Origin of the sequence: Xenococcus sp. PCC 7305, assembly GCF_000332055.1 — a bacterium.
Classification (GTDB): Bacteria; Cyanobacteriota; Cyanobacteriia; order Cyanobacteriales; family Xenococcaceae; genus Xenococcus.
The window spans coordinates 27,903-45,835 of sequence record NZ_ALVZ01000189.1; the positions used below are offsets into that span (position 1 = coordinate 27,903).

At 39.9% G+C, this 17,933-nt stretch carries 15 protein-coding genes; 8 read left to right on the plus strand and 7 right to left on the minus strand.

The window, feature by feature from the left end; genetic code table 11:
- Nucleotides 1-84 precede the first annotated feature (84 nt).
- Both rbsK and XEN7305_RS26745 read right to left on the minus strand, forming a co-directional pair.
- Nucleotides 85-1,017, minus strand: coding sequence for a ribokinase (gene rbsK, locus XEN7305_RS14825; RefSeq protein WP_006510276.1), 933 nt, complete (start codon nt 1,015-1,017; stop codon nt 85-87).
- An 86-nt stretch (nt 1,018-1,103) separates the two neighbouring features.
- A complete protein-coding gene (locus tag XEN7305_RS26745) occupies nt 1,104-3,833 on the minus strand; it encodes a hybrid sensor histidine kinase/response regulator (RefSeq protein ID WP_006510277.1) in 2,730 nt (909 codons plus the stop codon).
- A gap of 292 nt (nt 3,834-4,125) precedes the next feature.
- On the opposite strand from XEN7305_RS26745, the gene XEN7305_RS14835 reads away from it, so the two are divergent.
- The 6 genes from XEN7305_RS14835 (at nt 4,126) to XEN7305_RS14860 (ending at nt 11,545) form a co-directional block, all read left to right on the plus strand.
- A complete protein-coding gene (locus XEN7305_RS14835) occupies nt 4,126-5,076 on the plus strand; it encodes a circadian clock protein KaiA (protein WP_006510278.1) in 951 nt (316 codons plus the stop codon).
- A 28-nt stretch (nt 5,077-5,104) separates the two neighbouring features.
- A complete protein-coding gene (gene kaiB / locus XEN7305_RS14840; protein WP_006510279.1) occupies nt 5,105-5,410 on the plus strand; it encodes a circadian clock protein KaiB in 306 nt (101 codons plus the stop codon).
- A 188-nt stretch (nt 5,411-5,598) separates the two neighbouring features.
- The gene (gene kaiC / locus XEN7305_RS14845) at nt 5,599-7,155 is read left to right on the plus strand and encodes a circadian clock protein KaiC (protein ID WP_006510280.1); all 1,557 of its coding nucleotides are present in this window, start codon (nt 5,599-5,601) and stop codon (nt 7,153-7,155) included.
- 23 nt (nt 7,156-7,178) lie between these two features.
- Complete coding sequence (cbiT, locus tag XEN7305_RS14850; protein WP_006510281.1) at nt 7,179-7,769, plus strand: precorrin-6Y C5,15-methyltransferase subunit CbiT; 591 nt, start codon at nt 7,179-7,181, stop codon at nt 7,767-7,769.
- A gap of 86 nt (nt 7,770-7,855) precedes the next feature.
- Nucleotides 7,856-9,100 carry an MFS transporter gene (locus XEN7305_RS14855; RefSeq protein WP_006510282.1) on the plus strand — a complete coding sequence of 415 codons (1,245 nt, stop codon included), beginning with the start codon at nt 7,856-7,858 and terminating at the stop codon, nt 9,098-9,100.
- A gap of 57 nt (nt 9,101-9,157) precedes the next feature.
- The gene (locus tag XEN7305_RS14860; protein ID WP_006510283.1) at nt 9,158-11,545 is read left to right on the plus strand and encodes an ATP-binding cassette domain-containing protein; all 2,388 of its coding nucleotides are present in this window, start codon (nt 9,158-9,160) and stop codon (nt 11,543-11,545) included.
- Between the two features lie 292 nt (nt 11,546-11,837).
- On the opposite strand, the gene XEN7305_RS14865 is transcribed toward XEN7305_RS14860, so the two are convergent.
- The 3 genes from XEN7305_RS14865 to XEN7305_RS14875 all read right to left on the minus strand — a co-directional run bounded on the left by XEN7305_RS14865 (nt 11,838) and on the right by XEN7305_RS14875 (nt 14,826).
- Complete coding sequence (locus XEN7305_RS14865) at nt 11,838-12,608, minus strand: WecB/TagA/CpsF family glycosyltransferase (protein ID WP_006510284.1); 771 nt, start codon at nt 12,606-12,608, stop codon at nt 11,838-11,840.
- 498 nt (nt 12,609-13,106) lie between these two features.
- Entirely contained in the window at nt 13,107-14,006 is a 900-nt protein-coding gene (locus XEN7305_RS14870) for a S1 RNA-binding domain-containing protein (RefSeq protein ID WP_006510285.1), read from the minus strand.
- A gap of 82 nt (nt 14,007-14,088) precedes the next feature.
- On the minus strand, nt 14,089-14,826 hold the full coding sequence (locus tag XEN7305_RS14875; RefSeq protein ID WP_006510286.1) for a dienelactone hydrolase family protein: 738 nt from the start codon (nt 14,824-14,826) through the stop codon (nt 14,089-14,091).
- Nucleotides 14,827-14,988: 162 nt separating this feature from the next.
- Here XEN7305_RS14875 and psaK point away from each other — a divergent pair, with 162 nt between their 5' ends.
- Complete coding sequence (psaK, locus tag XEN7305_RS14880; RefSeq protein ID WP_006510287.1) at nt 14,989-15,258, plus strand: photosystem I reaction center subunit PsaK; 270 nt, start codon at nt 14,989-14,991, stop codon at nt 15,256-15,258.
- A 227-nt stretch (nt 15,259-15,485) separates the two neighbouring features.
- Here the strand turns inward: psaK and XEN7305_RS14885 are convergent, their stop codons facing one another.
- Nucleotides 15,486-16,769 (minus strand): YcjF family protein, encoded by a 1,284-nt coding sequence (locus tag XEN7305_RS14885; protein ID WP_006510288.1) that lies wholly within the window; start codon nt 16,767-16,769, stop codon nt 15,486-15,488.
- 94 nt (nt 16,770-16,863) lie between these two features.
- Here XEN7305_RS14885 and XEN7305_RS14890 point away from each other — a divergent pair, with 94 nt between their 5' ends.
- Nucleotides 16,864-17,178, plus strand: coding sequence for a muconolactone Delta-isomerase (locus tag XEN7305_RS14890; RefSeq protein WP_006510289.1), 315 nt, complete (start codon nt 16,864-16,866; stop codon nt 17,176-17,178).
- A 92-nt stretch (nt 17,179-17,270) separates the two neighbouring features.
- On the opposite strand, the gene XEN7305_RS14895 is transcribed toward XEN7305_RS14890, so the two are convergent.
- Nucleotides 17,271-17,639, minus strand: a complete 369-nt coding sequence (locus XEN7305_RS14895; protein WP_006510290.1) for a helix-turn-helix transcriptional regulator — start codon at nt 17,637-17,639, stop codon at nt 17,271-17,273.
- Nucleotides 17,640-17,933: the final 294 nt, after the last annotated feature.

A 17,933-nucleotide genomic window follows, 5' to 3' on the forward strand; every position in this document is an offset into this window, starting at 1 on the left:
TGAGGGATAAGGAGTGTGATATTAAATTTTCAATTTTCAAACTCGCGCGTTCCCTTGCGCCTGTCGGCGGCGCGGGGTCGCTCGTCAATTTTCAATTTCTAATTGTTGCTCTAATAATTCCATAAAACAATCTCTCGTCGGCAAAGAAGGTTGCGCTCCTGGCTTGGTAACGGCTAAAGCTCCTGCTACATTGCCCCAGATTACAGCCTCTTTAAAAGATTTCCCCGCTGCGATCGCAGCAGATAGAGCACCATTAAAAGCATCCCCAGCGGCTACTGTATCTACTACTTTGACAGGAATCGGTTTCAGCCAAAAATCTTCTTCTCCTGTGCTGCAAAAAGCTCCTTGACTACCAAGAGTAATAATTACTTTTTTGGCTCCCATTTGATGGAGAAAAGAAGCGGCCTGCCGGGCAGTGGTGATACCATCAACCGTAAAACCCACCAATTGACTGGCTTCTATTTCATTGGGAGTGATAATGTCTACCAACTTATAAAGTTCTTCTGGCAAACTCGACCTAGCCGGGGCCGGATCTAAGATAATAGGGCAATTACTTGATTTGGCTCGTCTTAGAGCTTCCATTACAGTCGGCAAAGGAATACCCAGTTCGATTAAAATCACTTTGGCTTGGGGAATAATTTTCTCAAATGCCTTTAGTTCAGTTTCCCTGACAAGATTATTGGCTCCTGCGGCACAGGCGATCGCATTATCCCCTCTTTGATCAACCACAATCGAAGCAACCCCAGAATGGGATTGAGAATCTATGGTAACCCCTGTGGTATCGACTCCGGCTAATTGAAGGTTTTCTAATAAAACTTGACCAAAATTATCACTCCCGACTCGACCAATCGAGTACACAGGAACTCCTAATTTTGCTACAGCCACGGCTTGATTTGCTGCTTTCCCCCCAGTCGCGCAGAAAAAACGATTTCCAATAACCGTTTCTCCCCTTGTTGGTAAATGAGGAACTTCGACTACTAGGTCGAGATTAATACTGCCAAAGACAACTACAGTCATTCTTTTGTCTGAGTTTATAATACTTGAGGTAGAAGAAGTCTCCCATTATATGCTGTAACTGCTACTAATATGTGGATTGTTAAGTATTAATTATCGATTGCGGTGGCCGCACTTTGAATTACCTCCATTAGTTCAGCGATATTATTTTCATTAATGGGGATTAAACAAGGGAACACAGTTAAAGCCTCAAATTGGTTAGCAGCTGCGGTAGTTGACCCATCCAAGGTAACAATGGGAATCTGAGCGAGATCGGGAAAAGTTACTAGCGATCGCAGAGATTCTAAAGGTAATTTCAAATTACTACTGTCCCAAATAATCGTATCTATCTGCCAAATCCTTGCCAACATACTCGCTTGTTCTAAGCTATCTGCTTCAATAATATGATGACAAAAATTAAACGAAGGACTCTCAAATAATAAATCTATTTCCGAATTTGCCAAACTTGATTCTTTATCTGTTAGACAAAGCCGTAAGATAGTAAGTCTTTTGCCTTGACAATAATTTTGACTTTTTAGTGAAGGGAAATGTTGGGCCAAAATTTGGGGATTAATCTTATTTCCTGATAGAAGCATCACCTGCTCTGCGATCGCAGATTGAGTATCGCCTGGGGAATAATTTTGAGCCATCAAAATCACAGGAATATCGCGAGTTTGAGCATCACTTTTTAAAGCCGCCAGAATATTCTGTTGGGGAAGCTTCATCATCTCATTATTCAAAATAATTTTGACAGGTTGCAGATGGCTTGCCTTATACAAAGCTTCGTTTTGGTTGCGGGCGATCGCTGCATGATAACCTAGCCGCTTGAGGTTTTCGCTAAGCTCTTCAATCATCGCAGCAGAGGTTTCAATGATTAAAACTAGAGAAGATGGTTCGGAGTAATTGCGATCGGCTTGAGAGGAGTTGCCCTTGACCTCGGAATTATTTACAGGAAGAAGCAAGGTAAATTCGCTACCATGATCTACTTGAGAGGTAAAAGAAATATCTCCACCATGAGATTGAGCTAATTGTTGGGCCAAAATCAATTCCAAACCCGTTGTTCTTTCTGGAGAAGCCAGGAAATTGTCTGGCTCGAACATTTCTTCTAATAAGGATTTTTGAAAAGTCTCAGAGATTCCCCGACCGGTATCCCAAACAATAATTGCGATCCATTCAGTCCATTGCTCAATCCGAATCCCAATCTCTCCTGCTCCAGGAGTTGATTTTAAAGCATTTTCTAATAACCGAGTCAGAATTTGACTTAATCTTAGTCGATCTGCAATGACAAATGCGGCCTCAGGCTCAAGAGCAAATTTGAATTGAGGTAAAACCAAAGGTTTAGTCTGGCGAGGCTCTTGAACGGCTTCTAGTTTGTTGACTACCTGTTGATATATTTGACGACAAAATTTTTCCAGCTCAATATTTTCCCATTGGAGTTTGAGCTTTCCCGTCGCGAGACTGGTAATATCTAGCAGATCAGTTACGATGCCCATCAACTGTCTGCCACTACGATAAATCAAATCCAGATAACGAATTTGTCTAGATGTCAAAGAACCTAATTTTTCTTCTTTGAGTAGGCTTGATAACCCAATTATAGCGGTTAGGGGAGATTTTAGATCATGGGAAATATTGACCATAAATTCATCTTGTAGTCTTCTCAATTTATTGAGATCAGAGCTTGGTTGAATGGCAGATACCTTAGATTCCATAAGCCCGCCAAGATTGTTGTTCAAGTTTAGAATTTGAGGATCGTGGGGATTTTTGACCATGGCACTCAAGGAAAGTTGCGTTCCGATGACTAACCAATATTCGGCGAAAGATTGCTTATCAAAAGTTTTTTGTCGGTCCTGAATGGGAAGTTGAATCGGAAATTGCCAATAATTCCAGTTCAGCCCCTGAATATCGTTCTGTGTTGTCGGGTAATTCCTTTCTACAATCGGGTCAGCAAAATTATCCAGCGAGTTTTGATCATGATTTCCCCAAGCTATTTTGTGAGGAACACTATTGATGATATTCGGGATTTGCGAATTAATAAGTGGAGAGGGAAACTCTTGATTCTCTATTGGACAATAACATTCGGTAGAGTGAGCAGATTTTTGAAATTCCGCAGTCGACGAAAAAATAACTGGTTGTAATATTGGGTCTTCGGTGGTGGAAATTTTATTTTGCCTTTTAAAATCCATCAGCAAAGTTGCTTGCTGCCCGTGAGGATGGTGATCCCAAGCCGTATTTTGATAACAGATTTGGCCCTCAGCATTATGTAACATCAGAGGAAGCTTAATTTGTTCTAACAATTCAAATAAGATACTGAATGTATTTTTGCTGATGTCTTCAAGATGCGTCTTGAGAGAAGGTCTATCGAGTTGATGAGCAACAGCCGTGTAGTGCCCTTTTGCTAAGTATTTCAGTAGCTTGGGAATATCCAAAATCCCTGCGACTTCATTTGTCTCATTAACAATCAAGTAATTTTTCTCTGAGATGAGGAATTCTTGGTTGTTAAGCAATGCAACCAAATCTCTAATTTTAATTTGAGAAGAAAGAGTAGTGATTCGTGATATTAAATCTTTTAAGTTTGGTTCTTGAGACGGAATTCGCGACTTAAAAAATGATCTTGGCCTTGGCTCAGCGGGCACCTCACCAGAAATACTATTGTGGGTGATTAGTGTCAGTATCTTGTGACTTTCTAAGATTCCTAAAGGATGAAAATCCTGATCTACAATGGCAATAACGCTACTGGAGCTTAAATAAAAGGCTTCAACTATCTGCTCCCAACTTACATCAGCCTGAGCTTGTGGAATCTTGGTCACGAAATCGTTAAGAGTAACTTCTAAACTAGACATTAACTATTTTGCTGAGTTCTTTGACAGCTATTCCCTGATTCAGTTCTTTAAAATCAGCAACCATAGCATCTCTATAATTGCTACTCACTTCATAATAGAGTAAAAACTATCAATTACTACCGCTCTAAAACAGTATTAGTCAATTACTTAATGCAAATGCTGGTGACAAGAGTCTAATTCTTATCCTATACCGATGATTTTCATCTTGTCGCAATAAATGTTAACTTTCTATAAGTACTAATAATTAATCTTCTGTTAGGAGAATGAAAAAACCTTATTTGGTTTGTTGTCAATGTCAGATCATCAAGATTCTCTAAATTCCGGCGATCGCTACTCTTCCAGTAAGCTTTATGTCGCTTTGTTCTCACCCAATCAAAATCTAACTTCGCTTATTGTCAATTTATTGGATCAAGAATGCTACCATCTTAAAGTTATTGAGGAATCAGAACAACTGCTCAAGTTCGTGGAAGAAAATCTTGAACAAATAGATTGTTTTGTCTTTGTCAAGAATCACACTCAGGATGCTCTTTTAGAGCAACTACGAGGAACAGGAGTCTTTCTGCCTATAACCATTATTGATGGAGGTTTTGTTGCGGAGAGGGACTATAGTTCGGAGTTGAATTTGGATCCGCAGAATGCCGAGGTGACATTACGTTTAGAGAACATAGAGCAAATAGATTTTTGTATTAAAAGAGCAATTAAAAAATTTCTTAATTTGGCACCTAGTTGCTCTTTGGTAGATCGAGGGCAGCAGCAGCAGCAGCAGATTAGTTTAAAGTCGAAAAGTAATAATCAGGACTTTCTTGTTGTGCAGCAACGTCGTTTAACCCAAAAGCTGAAGGAACGATTAGGGTATTTAGGGGTTTATTACAAAAGAGATCCCCAAGACTTTTATAGTAATGCTACAGAATTAGAACAAAAGCAAATAATTCAAGAGCTAAAGGAAGAATATCAGCAGATTATTTTGAGTTACTTTGATGAAGATCCTCAAATCAACCAATTGATCGATAAATTTGTTAATCAAGCTTTTTTTATTGATATTTCTGTTCCCCAAATTTTAGAAATCCACATGGAGCTAATGGATAAATTCTCTCAGCAACTTCAGTTAGAAGGTAGAAGTGAAGAGATATTGCTCGATTATCGTTTAGCCTTGATTGATCTCATTGCCCATCTCTGTGAAATGTATCGTCGTTCAATTCCCAGAAAAGACATTTCCTTGGATTTATTGTTTGAGGTAGATTGAAGTTATTTTTTTATGAATTAATATTATTATGAACAAATTTAGAAAGACTTATGTCCTCAAACTTTATGTTGCGGGGAATACACCTAATTCGGTTAGAGCCCTAAAAACGTTAAAAAATATTTTAGAACAAGATTTTCAAGGGGTCTATGCGCTCAAGGTTATTGATGTTCTGAAAAATCCCCAGCTAGCAGAAGAAGATAAGATTTTGGCAACGCCCACTTTATCAAAGGTTTTGCCCCCTCCAGTGCGGAAAATTATTGGGGATCTTTCCGACAGAGAAAAAGTGCTGATTGGTTTAGACTTGCTATATGAGGAAATTCGCGATCGCAGTTAGACTATTCAGTTATCAGCTCAAGGCCCGGCAATAGTTTAACAAAAGTGAAATTGACCCGAAATCTAGTAAAATTAACCTAATTTAAAATTAATTGATGTAAATAACTTTTTAACAGCTCGACATGTAGCAATCGGTTTACATAATTGTTTAATCAAACTTATAATATATTTCATTTTTTCTGAGCTTAGATGAATCAAAAAAATCCCATGCAATCAGGGGACAATGCTGCCCCATTTAGAGGTGTTCGCAAAATTAAAACGACAATTGAAGGTTTTGATGAGATTACCCATGGTGGATTACCAGAAGGTAGAACTACTCTTGTTAGTGGGACATCTGGTACCGGAAAAACTCTGTTAGCTTTACAATTTTTGTACCATGGCATTAAGTATTTTGATTATCCGGGTGTTTTTGTGACATTTGAGGAATCCCCTCAAGATGTAATTAAAAATGCCTATAGTTTTGGTTGGGATTTACAAAATCTGGTTGAACGTGGAAAGCTATTTATTCTGGATGCTTCTCCCGATCCAGAAGGCCAGGAAGTGGTCGGAAACTTCGATCTTTCAGCATTAATCGAGCGAATTCAATATGCGATCAATAAATATAAAGCGAAATTAGTTTCCATTGATTCGGTTACCGCAGTCTTTCAGCAATATGACGCGGCGTCGGTTGTCAGAAGAGAGATCTTTCGGCTAGTAGCTCGTCTAAAACAACTTAAGGTCACCTCCATTATGACCACTGAGCGGATTGAGGAATATGGCCCGGTGGCGCGTTTTGGCGTTGAGGAGTTCGTCTCTGATAATGTGGTAATTGTGCGTAATGTTTTAGAAGGAGAACGTCGTCGTCGGACTATCGAAATTCTGAAGTTAAGGGGGACAACCCATATGAAAGGGGAATATCCCTTTACGATGACCGATGATGGGATTAATATTTTCCCTCTAGGGGCTATGCGTCTAACTCAGCGCTCTTCCAATATTCGAGTCTCTTCAGGAGTCAAAAACCTCGACGAACTTTGCGGTGGTGGCTTCTTCAAGGATTCAATTATTCTGGCTACTGGAGCGACGGGAACAGGAAAAACTCTTTTGGTTAGTAAGTTTCTCCAGGAAAGTTGTAATCGAGGAGAAAGAGCGATTCTGTTTGCCTATGAAGAATCGAGAGCTCAATTATCTCGTAATGCTTCTTCCTGGGGAATTAATTTTGAGGAAATGGAACAAAAGGGTTTACTCAAAATATTATGTTGCTATCCCGAATCTGCAGGATTGGAAGATCATCTGCAAACTATCAAATCAGAAATTGCCAAGTTTAAGCCGTCAAGAATTGCGATCGACTCTCTGTCTGCTTTGGATAGAGGGGTAACCAATAATGCTTTCCGCCAATTTGTGATTGGTGTCACCGGCTATGCTAAACAAGAGGAGATTACAGGTTTCTTTACCAATACAACGGATCAATTTTTGGGCTCTCATTCGATTACTGAGTCCCATATTTCGACAATTACTGACACCATTATCCTCTTGCAATATGTGGAGATTCGTGGGGAAATGTCTCGTGTAATCAATGTCTTTAAAATGCGTGGTTCTTGGCATGATAAAGGAATACGCGAATATGTAATTAGTTCTGATGGGCCCGATATTAAGAATTCTTTCCGTAATTATGAAGGGATTATTAGTGGTTCGCCAACCCGGATTGCGGTGGATGAGAAAAGCGAACTGTCGCGGATTGTTCGTGGCATTAAGGATAAACCAGAATAATTTACCTAATTCGTACGACTATCATGCTTTGGCCCTATAAAACTCCTGGTATTCCTGATAATCTTTTTACTCGCCTTCCTGGTATTCCTTTGAGTAAAAGAGAAGTTCGTCTGTTATTAATTTCTTCTTTGAGGATGCAACCTGATTCTGTTTTTTGGGATATTGGTGCGGGAACAGGGACTATTCCTGTGGAGATTGGCTTACTATGTCCTCAAGCTCAAATCATTGCCGTAGAGAGAGATGAAGAAGTTGCCAGTCTGATTAGAAAGAATTGCGATCGCTTTGAGGTCCCAAATGTTCGGGTCATAGAGGGCAGTGCCCCCGATTGTTTTCAAGGTTTAACTTTAAAGCCTGATCGCATTTGCATCGAGGGAGGCAAGCCGATCAAAGAGATTCTCAAGCAAGCTTGGCACCATCTTCAGTCCGAGGGCAGGATTGTGGCAACTGCTGGTAATTTAGAAAATTTATATACGATTTCTGAAGGCTTATCTGAACTACAGGCTCGCAACATCGAAGTTGTCCAGTCTGCTGTCAATCGCTTAGAAACTAGAGGCATTCACCAGACTTTTGCTGCGGTTAATCCGATGTTTATCCTCAGTGGGGAAAAGCTTTAAGAAAGGGATGAGGGATAAAGGATGAGGGATGAGGGATAAGGAATAAGTAATAAGTAATTAGGCAGGAAGGATGAAGGATAGATTTTATGGATAAGAGTCTTTTGTCCTTGAGCCCGCAGACGAAATATAATTTGCTGCTGTTATTTGCAGCGGGACTTTTTTTTTGGATAAGTGTTACTTGTTTGTTGTCTACTTTGCCGACCTATATTCAAGATGTGGGAGCATCCACAGAGGAGATAGGGCTTGTTATGGGCTGTTTTGCCATTGGCTTATTATGTTTTCGGCCTTGGTTGGGACAAGCAGCAGATCTTAGAGGTCGTAAACTAGTAATTTTAATTGGAACTCTTGTTGCAGGAATTGCTCCTATTGGTTATCTTTTTTGGCAATCCATTGGTGGCCTCGCAGCTATCAGAGCGTTTCATGGCATTAGTGTGGCGGCTTTTACGATTGGCTATGGTGCTTTAGTGGTGGATTTTGCTCCCCGAGGACAAAGGGCGACTTTAATCGGTTACATGAATTTGGTCTCGCCTCTTGGTATGGGTTTGGGCCCCGCTTTAGGGGGATTCTTGGTCGTCTCCAATAGTTATCGGTTACTGTTTGGCGTTGCTGCTAGTTGTGGCATTTGCTCTTTAGTTTTGGCGACTCAACTGAGGAAGATCCCCCAAAACATAAGAACTCCCCAACTGAAAACTTCAGAGGAACAACCGTTACGCAGTTTTAAAGAATTAGTCCAAGACCCTGCTTTGCTGACCCCGACGATTGTTTTGTTGCTTGTTGGGCTAGTTTTTGGCACTTTAATAACTTTCTTACCTTTGTTTGCTAGAGATCTCAAATTGGATTTTAATGTAGGGTTCTTTTATTCGATGGCAGCGGTTTCTAGTTTTACCGTCCGTCTTTTTATCGGGAGTTTTGCAGATCGTTATGGTCGGGGAATTGCTATCAGTAGTAGCTTAGTATGTTATTTAGTTTCGATGGCTTTACTTGCGATCGCAAATGATCCTAGTATCCTATTATTGTCTGCGTTTATTGAAGGAATAGCTGGAGGAATCTCGATTCCGATGATTTTGGCTCTCATTAGCGATCGCTCTGAGCGTCAGGAACAAGGCAAAGTCTATGCTGTTTGTTTAGGTGGCTTTGATTTGGGAATGGCTCTAGCCGGACCGATTTTAGGTCAATTAGCTCAAGCTTGGAGTTATCGAGGTTTATTTTGGTTTTCGACTCTGTTATCTGCGATCGCTATAATAATTTTCATGACCCGTTCTAGCAAAAACTTGCCTCATTCTCTAAGATTTGCATTAGGCCGAGAAGCAGATCTTTATGCTAGAGACTAGCAATATTCCAAACTGTTAACTGATAACTGATAACTGATAACTGTTAACTGATAACCGATGACTACTAATATTCATAATTACGAACTGACTGAACTTGATACGAACCCTTATATTTCGCTAAATAATCAAGGTCATGAAGAAAAATTTTATCTCACCAAAGAAAGTTATCGCCTAGGAAGAGATCCCAATTGGTCAACTATTCCAATTCCTAAAAGTTGGACGGTGATGTCTCGAAGACAAGCAATAATCACCAAAGAAGGAAGTGAATATCGCATTCAAGAATATCGTAGTCCAGACAGAGCAACCGATAAATCTACAGGCAATGGTATTTTTCTTGACCAGGCTCGGATCACAGGAGGTTATCTACTCCGCAATGGCAGTCAACTTCATATTGGGTTAGATCCTCGGTATCAAATTATTCTCACCTATCGCAATCCAAAAAGTACTAATGCTCCCCTACCCAACAAACGTCGCTTGGACTTAACTGGTTTGACAGAAGGTAGAATTGAATTGGGGAGATCTCTCAATGCTCGCAACTACGCTTCTATGCAGTTAGCTTCTCCGACAGTTTCTCGCCTTCACTCTACAGTTTATTCCGATGGCAAAGGAGGTCATGTTTTACAAGACCATAGTTCTAATGGAACTTTTGTTAATGGTCATCGGATTGGCAAAAATCAATTACTCCATCGGGATGATACAGTTCAAATTGGCCCCTATAATCTCATTTATACTGGCACGGCTTTAGAGTTAAGTAGTACTACCAGAAATATTCGTCTTGATGCCCATAACTTATCACTAAAAGTTTTAGATAAAGCCAAAGATCAAAAAACACTGCTCGACGATATTTCCTTAGCTATTGAACCAGGACAATTAGTTGCTTTGGTAGGAGGTAGTGGCTCAGGAAAATCTACCCTGATGCAATCTTTATTACAAATCAATAATCTCGATTCGGGAGAAGTATTCCTTAATGGGGATGATTTACGGCAAAATTGGGCAATTTATCGTTCTCAGGTTGGTTATGTTCCTCAAGAGAATATTATCCATCCCAACCTAACGGTAGAAGAAGTGCTTAAATATGCTTGTAAGTTACGTCTACCCCCAGATACCAATGTCAAAGGGGAAGTGGGTAAGATTTTAGAGCAAGTCAAGCTCACCTCAGTTAGTCATACCTTAATCAGTAACATCAGTCCTGGACAAAGAAAATGTGTCAGTATTGGTGTGGAATTATTTTGCGATCCCAAATTATTTTTCCTTGACGAGCCCACATCAGGATTAGATCCTGGTTTGGAGAAGGAAATGATGCAATTATTACGGGAATTGGCAAATCAAAATAGAACTATTATTTTGGTCACTGATGCTACGGCCAATATTGCAGTTTGCGATCGCATTGCTGTGTTGGGCTTAGGAGGTCAACTCTGCTATTTCGGACCACCCCAGGAAGCTTTAGAGTTCTTTGGGGTGCCAGAAGGCGATTTTGCAGATATTTATATTGAATTAAATCAAGGTAAGACAGAAAAAGCAATTCTTGCTAATGTGGGCAATTGGCATCATAAATTTCGGCAATCACCTCAATACAATTCCTATATTCGCCATACCCTAAGTCCAGGAAAACAACAGCAACAGTCTACTGACACCTCAATTAATACGGGAATTTCGGCCTTTAAGCAACTGTTGTTGTTATCCCAGCGTTATTGGCAATTGATAAAACGCGATCGCGTAAGTCTCATCCTGGCCCTTCTCTCCGGTCCCCTCACTATCTTGATCACGGCCTTCTCTTTGGGAATGGGATTACCTGTCAGCGTGGGTGGTAATCATATCTTAGAATCATTATTTATTTTTAGTGGTATTTCTATTTGGATTGGATTATCCAACTCAATTCAAGAAATCTCCCGGGAGTCGGCAATTTATTTTCGCGAAAGACTGTTAAATCTGGGACTAATTCCCTATATTGGCTCAAAACTCCTAATCCGTAGTGGTATTGCTTTAGTTCAAACGATTTTAATTACAATTTCGATTTTAGTCTTATTTCGATTTTCAGGTTCTACTTTGATATCCTGGCCCATTGGCCTAGCAATCACAACCTTTCTAACTCTGATTGCTAGTACTAGTCTTAGTTTGATGGTTTCTGCCAGCGTCAAAGATACTAATCAGGGGATTAGTATTTTGCCCCTAATCATGATTCCGCAAATTATTCTCTCGGGAGTCTTATTTCAATTAGATGGCCTGTCGAAAATAGTATCATGGTTCATGATAAGCCGTTGGTCAGTAGGAGCCTACGGAATTATTGCCCAGGTCAATGAGATACCAGGTGCCACTATGGCTAATAACGAGGTTTACCAGGCAGATTGGAATCATTTATTATTCAATTGGGGAATCTTATTAGTTCATATTTTGGTTTATCTGGTGATTACAATGATCGTTCAGAAACGTAAAGACATTTTTTAAACATTGGAAGGCAGAGGGCAGAGGGCAGAGGGCAGAGGGTTTTGAGTCCATTTAGATTTTCTCATCTAAACATGTGTTTTTAGAATCGGATTTAGTATGACTTGTCAAATCCTCTTGCCATTCCAGAAGTTTTCCGTAGTTTTCTCTCAAAGTTATAAATCAGTAATTTTCAATTTTCAAACTCGTGCGTTCCCTTGCTAGGTCGACATTCCCTTGCGTCTTTCGCCGACGCGGGCTTCGACCTCTGTCGGCGGCGCGGGGTCGAGACCCTTCGGGTAGAGCTCCGCAAGCGTCAATTTTTAATTTGCAATTGTAACTTTTGCTTGAGAATTAAAAAGAAAAAGGGAATATCTTCCAACAAATATCTTCTCCATAATCTCTTGGGCTCTTGCATCAGTCGATAAAGCCATTCTAAACCTGCTTGGCTAACCCATTTGGGAGCTCTAGCACGGAAATCAGCCTCAAATTCAATAGTTCCACCGATCGCAAAAAAGGTTTTGATCTTATTCAATTGTGACTTATGACTATTAATCCATTTTTCTTGTTTGGGTGCACCAACCCCAACGGCTAAAACTGTAGCCTCAGAGTTATTGATAAGTTGGATTATCTTGTCGCATTCTGCTTCGTCTTTTTCAAACCCAAAAGGCGGACAATAAGAATCGATAATCATGTCACGCCCTACTTTGGCATTGATATTCTTGCGAGCAATTTCCGCCGCACCTTCGACACCACCCAGCAAGAAAATCTTAACCTCTTCATCATGCTGATAATGCTCATAGAAAGCGGGAAATAAATCAGAACCTGAAATCTTCTCTTTGATAGGCTGACCGAGAAAACGTGAAGCTAGCATCAGCAATTGACTATCACAAACACGATAATCTGCTTGATGATAAATATTGTAGAAACTACGATCCTTTTGCAGTTTCATAATGTGATCGATATTGGGCGTAAATACTACACCACCAACTTTAAGTTCGTTGAGTAGCTCCAACAGACTTAAATTATCAATTGAGACATTTAAAATATTTACGGACTTCACTGCTTCTTCTCGGGGAATAATCATTTGACGATTTATTTTTTACTTGTATGTCTAGGCAAATTATCTTTGCTCTGATGTATTGGGCTGTTAGGTACTATTCAACAAATAAATGCAGCACTAAATTAATTAAATACAGCACTAAATTAATTTGGTTTATCTTAATTTGCTTTATCAAGGTCATAATGATTTATGACGATAGTGATATAAGCTGATATTCAAGTTATTACGAGTTTATAACGAGACTCTATAATAAAAATTATTGTTTTCATGAAGTTTTATTCAAGACAATAGCTTTGTGAGTATTTTTACTTAAGCATATATAACTATAGACGATCAAGCACGTAAGTCCAATTAAAAGCGATCGCATTTTCTCCGGTTCTGCGATCGCTATGACTTGTCAAACTAGTGGGCACAAGCGTCAATACAGCCCTCATTCAAGAAGCTTGAAAACCTTATTATAAAAAACTCTTGACTCTTGACTCTTGACTCTTGACTCTTGACTCTTGACTTCCCCACAGCACACTAGCTTTCTGTAGCTTCTGCTTTTGCGACAAATCTTTCTTCGGCTGTCGTCATCACCTGCTCAAATTTTTCCAGGATTTCCCCTGGATATTCTTCAAACACTTTAGTAGATAAAGATAACCGATTGTTATATTCATCAACCTGAGCAATCACTACTTTGATTTCTTGCCCAATTTGGAGAATATTTTCTAACGAATCAGTCCGAGTGCCGCTGACTTCTTTCACATGGAGTAGACCTGTCACTCCGCCAAGATCAACAAAGGCTCCATAGGGTTTCATATTAACTATTGTTCCCGTCACTAATGCCCCTTCTACCAATCTAGTCAACGCCTCAGCTCGCATGGCATTGCGTTGGGATAATACTAATTTACGTTTTTCGGGATTAACTTCGATGAAGGTAACAGTTAAAAGTTGTCCGATCAAAGATTCTAGATTATCTCTTTGCCGTAAATGCGATCGCGGAATGAAACCACGTAAGCCCTCGACATCGCCAGTAATACCACCTTTATTGACTCCTGTAACTCTGATTTGGGTTGATTTTGAACTCTCAGAAATTTCGGTGACCTTATCCCAAGCATCCTGTAATTGCATTTGGCGACGAGATAAGGTGACCTGTCCATCAGCATTTTGTTCTTGGATAATTAGAAATTCAAATTCTTCGCCAAGGGGAATAATATCGGCAATATCTTCGACAACCTGTAACGCAGTTTCTCTAGTGGGGACAAAACCAGGACATTTCCCTCCAATATCAATATACGCACCTTCAGAATCATATTGAACAACTTTGCCTTTTACGATTTGCCCTTTTGCAAATTCATAATCGTATTTTTCTAACGCTTTAGCAAAGTCATCCATTGAAAAGGAAGCATTATTTTTGGAAGCAGCGGTATCGGAATTCATCTTTATTATTGTTATGGGTGATTAAGCCATTGTAAAGAAGACTTGCGTCTAGAATTGGCTTTTATAACTTATAGTTCATAATTCATAATTTTGAGCTAAACAACTCTAAGATTTTTGGCCAAGCATCTTCGGCTGCTTCTGGGTTATAACTACCACGGCGATCGCAGAAAAAGCCATGATCAGCTCCAGGATAACGAAATATTTTGTGAGATACCTGTTGTTTGGCTAATTCACTCGCAATGACATCTACCTGTTCATTAGGAATTAAAGAGTCAGCATTCCCAAAAAAGGCATAGATTGTCCCTTGAATATTTTTAGTGCGGTTAATGGTGGGCTCGGTTTCCCCAGGACACCAATTAACAATGCCTGCTCCATAAAAAGAGGCTGTAGCTTTAATCCTTTGTAGGGTGGCCGCTAAATAGACTACATGACCGCCAAAACAAAAACCAACTGTTCCCACTCCTGTAGTTTTGACTTGCGGTAATTGGTAGAGATAATCGATCGCGGCGTCAAGATCACTGAGTAATTCGGTGGCAGTAGTTTTGATTTTATATTCTCGTCCAATTTTCACATCTTCTGGCTGATATCCTGTGGTGAAACCTGGTGCTTGGCGTTGATACATGGCCGGTGCGATCGCGACATAACCCTGTCGAGCAATTCTTTCAGTGACATCTCTAATATGCTCATTAACGCCAAAAATCTCTTGAATCACAATAATTGCAGGATAAGTCCCCTCGGCGATCGGACTTGCTAGATAGGCATCGATTTCTAAGTCTTGATTGTTGATTTTGACTTGCTTGGTTTTAATTTGAAATTTCATGGTAACTAACCAACTCGTAAAGTATTTTGAAGTAAAAGACAATTAAACGTCATCAATAGGAGATAATCAGGCTAAATTTTAAATGAATTTTGACCTGAAATAGTCATTTTGTACTTTAGCAGCGGAAAAATTTTTTAATTAACTGGAGATTAATAATAAAAAATGGTCTATTCAACTCTCATTGCCACAGCTTCCTCTTTTCCTTTATCTGATGGTTGGACTCCAACAATAGGTATCGTAATGATTCTTTGTAATGTTATGGCGATCGCTATTGGTAAATCCACAATGCGAGATCCCGGTGTTGGTCAAGCCTTGCCAATGCCTGAAATGTTTGGTGGTATGGGTTGGTCTGGTTTGCTCGCAACCACTAGTTTAGGTCATATAATCGGCATTCTTATGATTGTCTTGCTGGATACCTATGGTGTAATCTAGTAGTTCATAAAAGAATAATCTGCAAGAAAAGCTATGGGGCCATTATCTAAAGCTCCATGGCTTTTTTCTTGATAATATTTTGTGCAACGTCAGTTAGACGAATTTTTTTTGATTAAATTTCCCAAGTTGAACAAGGAAGTAATAAGCTTTTTCGCAAATCCCTAAATCCCCAAATCCCTGCTCAGAACTAGTAAATTTTGTACTCATCGAACTCACATTATGCATGTTTAGTCTTTTCTAAAGCGCTCCTTAGCAGACTTAAAAGCCTGCTCCATTACTAACTGAATCTTTTGCGGATCAGGTTTTTTCCCGCCCATCAGATCCCCAAAATAGACACAAGCTCCTTCTCCCAAGGCCCAAGTATAGGCAGCAGCCCAAGAAGCAGCCAATATGCTTCCCATACCAGGAATAAATTTAATCAACTCTCTTCCCACAGCCTGGGCGAGAAATCCCCCGGCGATCGTACTCACCACACCTCCTGCCTGGGAAGGGTTTAAGGTTTGTCCATATAGTTTCCCTAACAATCCGACCAAGGAAACCTGTAATGCCGTGAGAACAGGCATAGTTGCAAAAGGAAGAGGTACCGCAGCTAAGGTTGCGGCAATAGTCGAGAAAGCAATTATGTAACGTCGGGCAGTGTCTCGATAAAGATTGCTAATTTGCTCTCCTGCACCTTGATCAAGCAGTTGATAGATTGCTTTAGCTTCGGCTTCTGGTAACAATTCGGCCAAGGTATCCCGCAACGCTTCTAATCCATAGAATACGGGATTATAACCATCTTCTTCGAGAGTAAAATCAATTAGGATAGCGCGATCGCATAAACTGGAAAAATTTTCCTGTAAGACTGTAAATAACTGAGTAATTTCTTGGTAGTCAGGAGGGTAGCTCGGATGATCGGTAATTTCGGCGGGATAAACTTCATGGAGGCAGGTAATCGCTAGCAAACAGGGGATATGAGGATATTTCTCTCGCAATTTGGTGGCAATTTGTTTTAACGTATCTAGGGCAAAGTCATTAATTTTGATTGTCAGAATTAAAATATTAGCGCGATCTCGATTGTTGGCGAGTTCGCTTTCTAATTCCCGGACAATAGTCTCAGTGCTCTGCTCGACATCCCCCAAGCCAACAGTATCCGTGAAAATGAGTAGCGGCAAATCTTCAGACGGATAGGCATAACGCTGGGTATTTTGAGTGTGAGGACGATATCCTTGCCCGATAATTTCTTCGGAAACCCCTGTTAATCCTCGGACAATCGAGCTTTTTCCTGCTTGGGGTTTGCCAATCAACAAAGCTTCTGTGGTTGGTAATTCTTGTTTGACCCGAGCCAAAATTTCGGCAACTTGCTCGTCACTAACATTTAGAGATTTAGTAATTCTATTGATTTTGGGGAGCAAGGTTTGTAAGTTGCCCGTTGTATTTTTCCAGATGCCGATGGCATTTTTGAGAATATTTTTGCTTCCTGATAGCCTAGGAAATCGACTCTTTTGCTCGTGATTCTCTTCTTCACTCATAAAGCTTTTACAGATCTCAACAAAACCGAATTGTTCCTTTTAAATTGTATAGAATTATTCTCGATCGCTTAGTTAAAAAAAGCAAAATAAAAACATGCTCTATCATTTAGACTTTCAAGTAGAATATTCCGACACAATGAGCCAGCAAGACCTATTTGCTATTTGGGCAGAAGAGGCGGACGTTGCCTTAGGAGCGAAGGAGGCAGGAGTTGTGGTTGATTTGTGGAAATGTGTCGGGACACGTCGGGTAATCGCGATCGTGAATGTAGATTCACTAGATGAGCTTGATCGCATTGTCTTTGGTTTGCCAATTATGAAACAAATGGGACAACATGTGCAAATTCAAGTTACCCCACTTCGTCGTTATGAAGATTTTGCCGCAGATGTCAAATCGATGATCATTCAATGAAGCAATAGACTTTTTCCTAGATCCCCAAATCCCCAAATCCCCAAATTCTTATTCAGAACTAGTAAATTTTGGACTCACCGAACTCACATTAATTAACTTTTAGCAATGGCACTAAAACTATTCAATTGTTTAAACTGTTTGGCTTGTTCCTGCATTCGTTCATAAATGCGATCGCATACCAACTCACATAACTCAAAGGTCAAGGGATCACTCACTTCGTAGTAAACACTGACACCTTGAGGCTTACGAGACAAAATACCTGCTTGAGTTAAAAGTTTCAGATGTTTAGAAAGATTGGCTTGTCCTAAGCCTGTGGCTACACCAATTTCGCTAACATTCATCGCCCCTGATCTTAAACAACTTACAATTTGCAACCGACTAATTTCCGATAGCACTTTAAAATATTCAGCTACTGGGGCTAGAAAATCGGCAGTTTTATTTTGCAGTAACTTCTCGGTCATAATGATTATTGATAGTAAATTTGAAAAATAATTGAATTTTATAAATAATAGCATTATATAGCCATACAGTTAAATAGCTAACAAAAAATTGTCACTTGTTTAAATCGAAGGCAGAAGAATGAAGGCAGAAGGCAGAAGGTAACGGGCATAGTGGGAGAATTAGACTCACCACTATGCCCTGTTCCACTTAAAGAAGTAGAGGAATTCAACCTAAAGGGATAAGTTAGAAGTAGTTTTATCCTTCTGCCCTCTCTCTTGGTGAGCGTCTCTTGGTAGACATTCCCTTGCGCCTTT

What these genes read in the sequence shown, in the direction of transcription:
- rbsK (WP_006510276.1), bottom strand. Translation starts at nt 1,017, where the DNA reads ATGACTGTAGTTGTCTTTGGCAGTATTAATCTCGACCTAGTAGTCGAA.
- XEN7305_RS26745 (WP_006510277.1), bottom strand. Translation starts at nt 3,833, where the DNA reads ATGTCTAGTTTAGAAGTTACTCTTAACGATTTCGTGACCAAGATTCCA.
- XEN7305_RS14835 (WP_006510278.1), top strand. Translation starts at nt 4,126, where the DNA reads ATGTCAGATCATCAAGATTCTCTAAATTCCGGCGATCGCTACTCTTCC.
- kaiB (WP_006510279.1), top strand. Translation starts at nt 5,105, where the DNA reads ATGAACAAATTTAGAAAGACTTATGTCCTCAAACTTTATGTTGCGGGG.
- kaiC (WP_006510280.1), top strand. Translation starts at nt 5,599, where the DNA reads ATGAATCAAAAAAATCCCATGCAATCAGGGGACAATGCTGCCCCATTT.
- cbiT (WP_006510281.1), top strand. Translation starts at nt 7,179, where the DNA reads ATGCTTTGGCCCTATAAAACTCCTGGTATTCCTGATAATCTTTTTACT.
- XEN7305_RS14855 (WP_006510282.1), top strand. Translation starts at nt 7,856, where the DNA reads ATGGATAAGAGTCTTTTGTCCTTGAGCCCGCAGACGAAATATAATTTG.
- XEN7305_RS14860 (WP_006510283.1), top strand. Translation starts at nt 9,158, where the DNA reads ATGACTACTAATATTCATAATTACGAACTGACTGAACTTGATACGAAC.
- XEN7305_RS14865 (WP_006510284.1), bottom strand. Translation starts at nt 12,608, where the DNA reads ATGATTATTCCCCGAGAAGAAGCAGTGAAGTCCGTAAATATTTTAAAT.
- XEN7305_RS14870 (WP_006510285.1), bottom strand. Translation starts at nt 14,006, where the DNA reads ATGAATTCCGATACCGCTGCTTCCAAAAATAATGCTTCCTTTTCAATG.
- XEN7305_RS14875 (WP_006510286.1), bottom strand. Translation starts at nt 14,826, where the DNA reads ATGAAATTTCAAATTAAAACCAAGCAAGTCAAAATCAACAATCAAGAC.
- psaK (WP_006510287.1), top strand. Translation starts at nt 14,989, where the DNA reads ATGGTCTATTCAACTCTCATTGCCACAGCTTCCTCTTTTCCTTTATCT.
- XEN7305_RS14885 (WP_006510288.1), bottom strand. Translation starts at nt 16,769, where the DNA reads ATGAGTGAAGAAGAGAATCACGAGCAAAAGAGTCGATTTCCTAGGCTA.
- XEN7305_RS14890 (WP_006510289.1), top strand. Translation starts at nt 16,864, where the DNA reads ATGCTCTATCATTTAGACTTTCAAGTAGAATATTCCGACACAATGAGC.
- XEN7305_RS14895 (WP_006510290.1), bottom strand. Translation starts at nt 17,639, where the DNA reads ATGACCGAGAAGTTACTGCAAAATAAAACTGCCGATTTTCTAGCCCCA.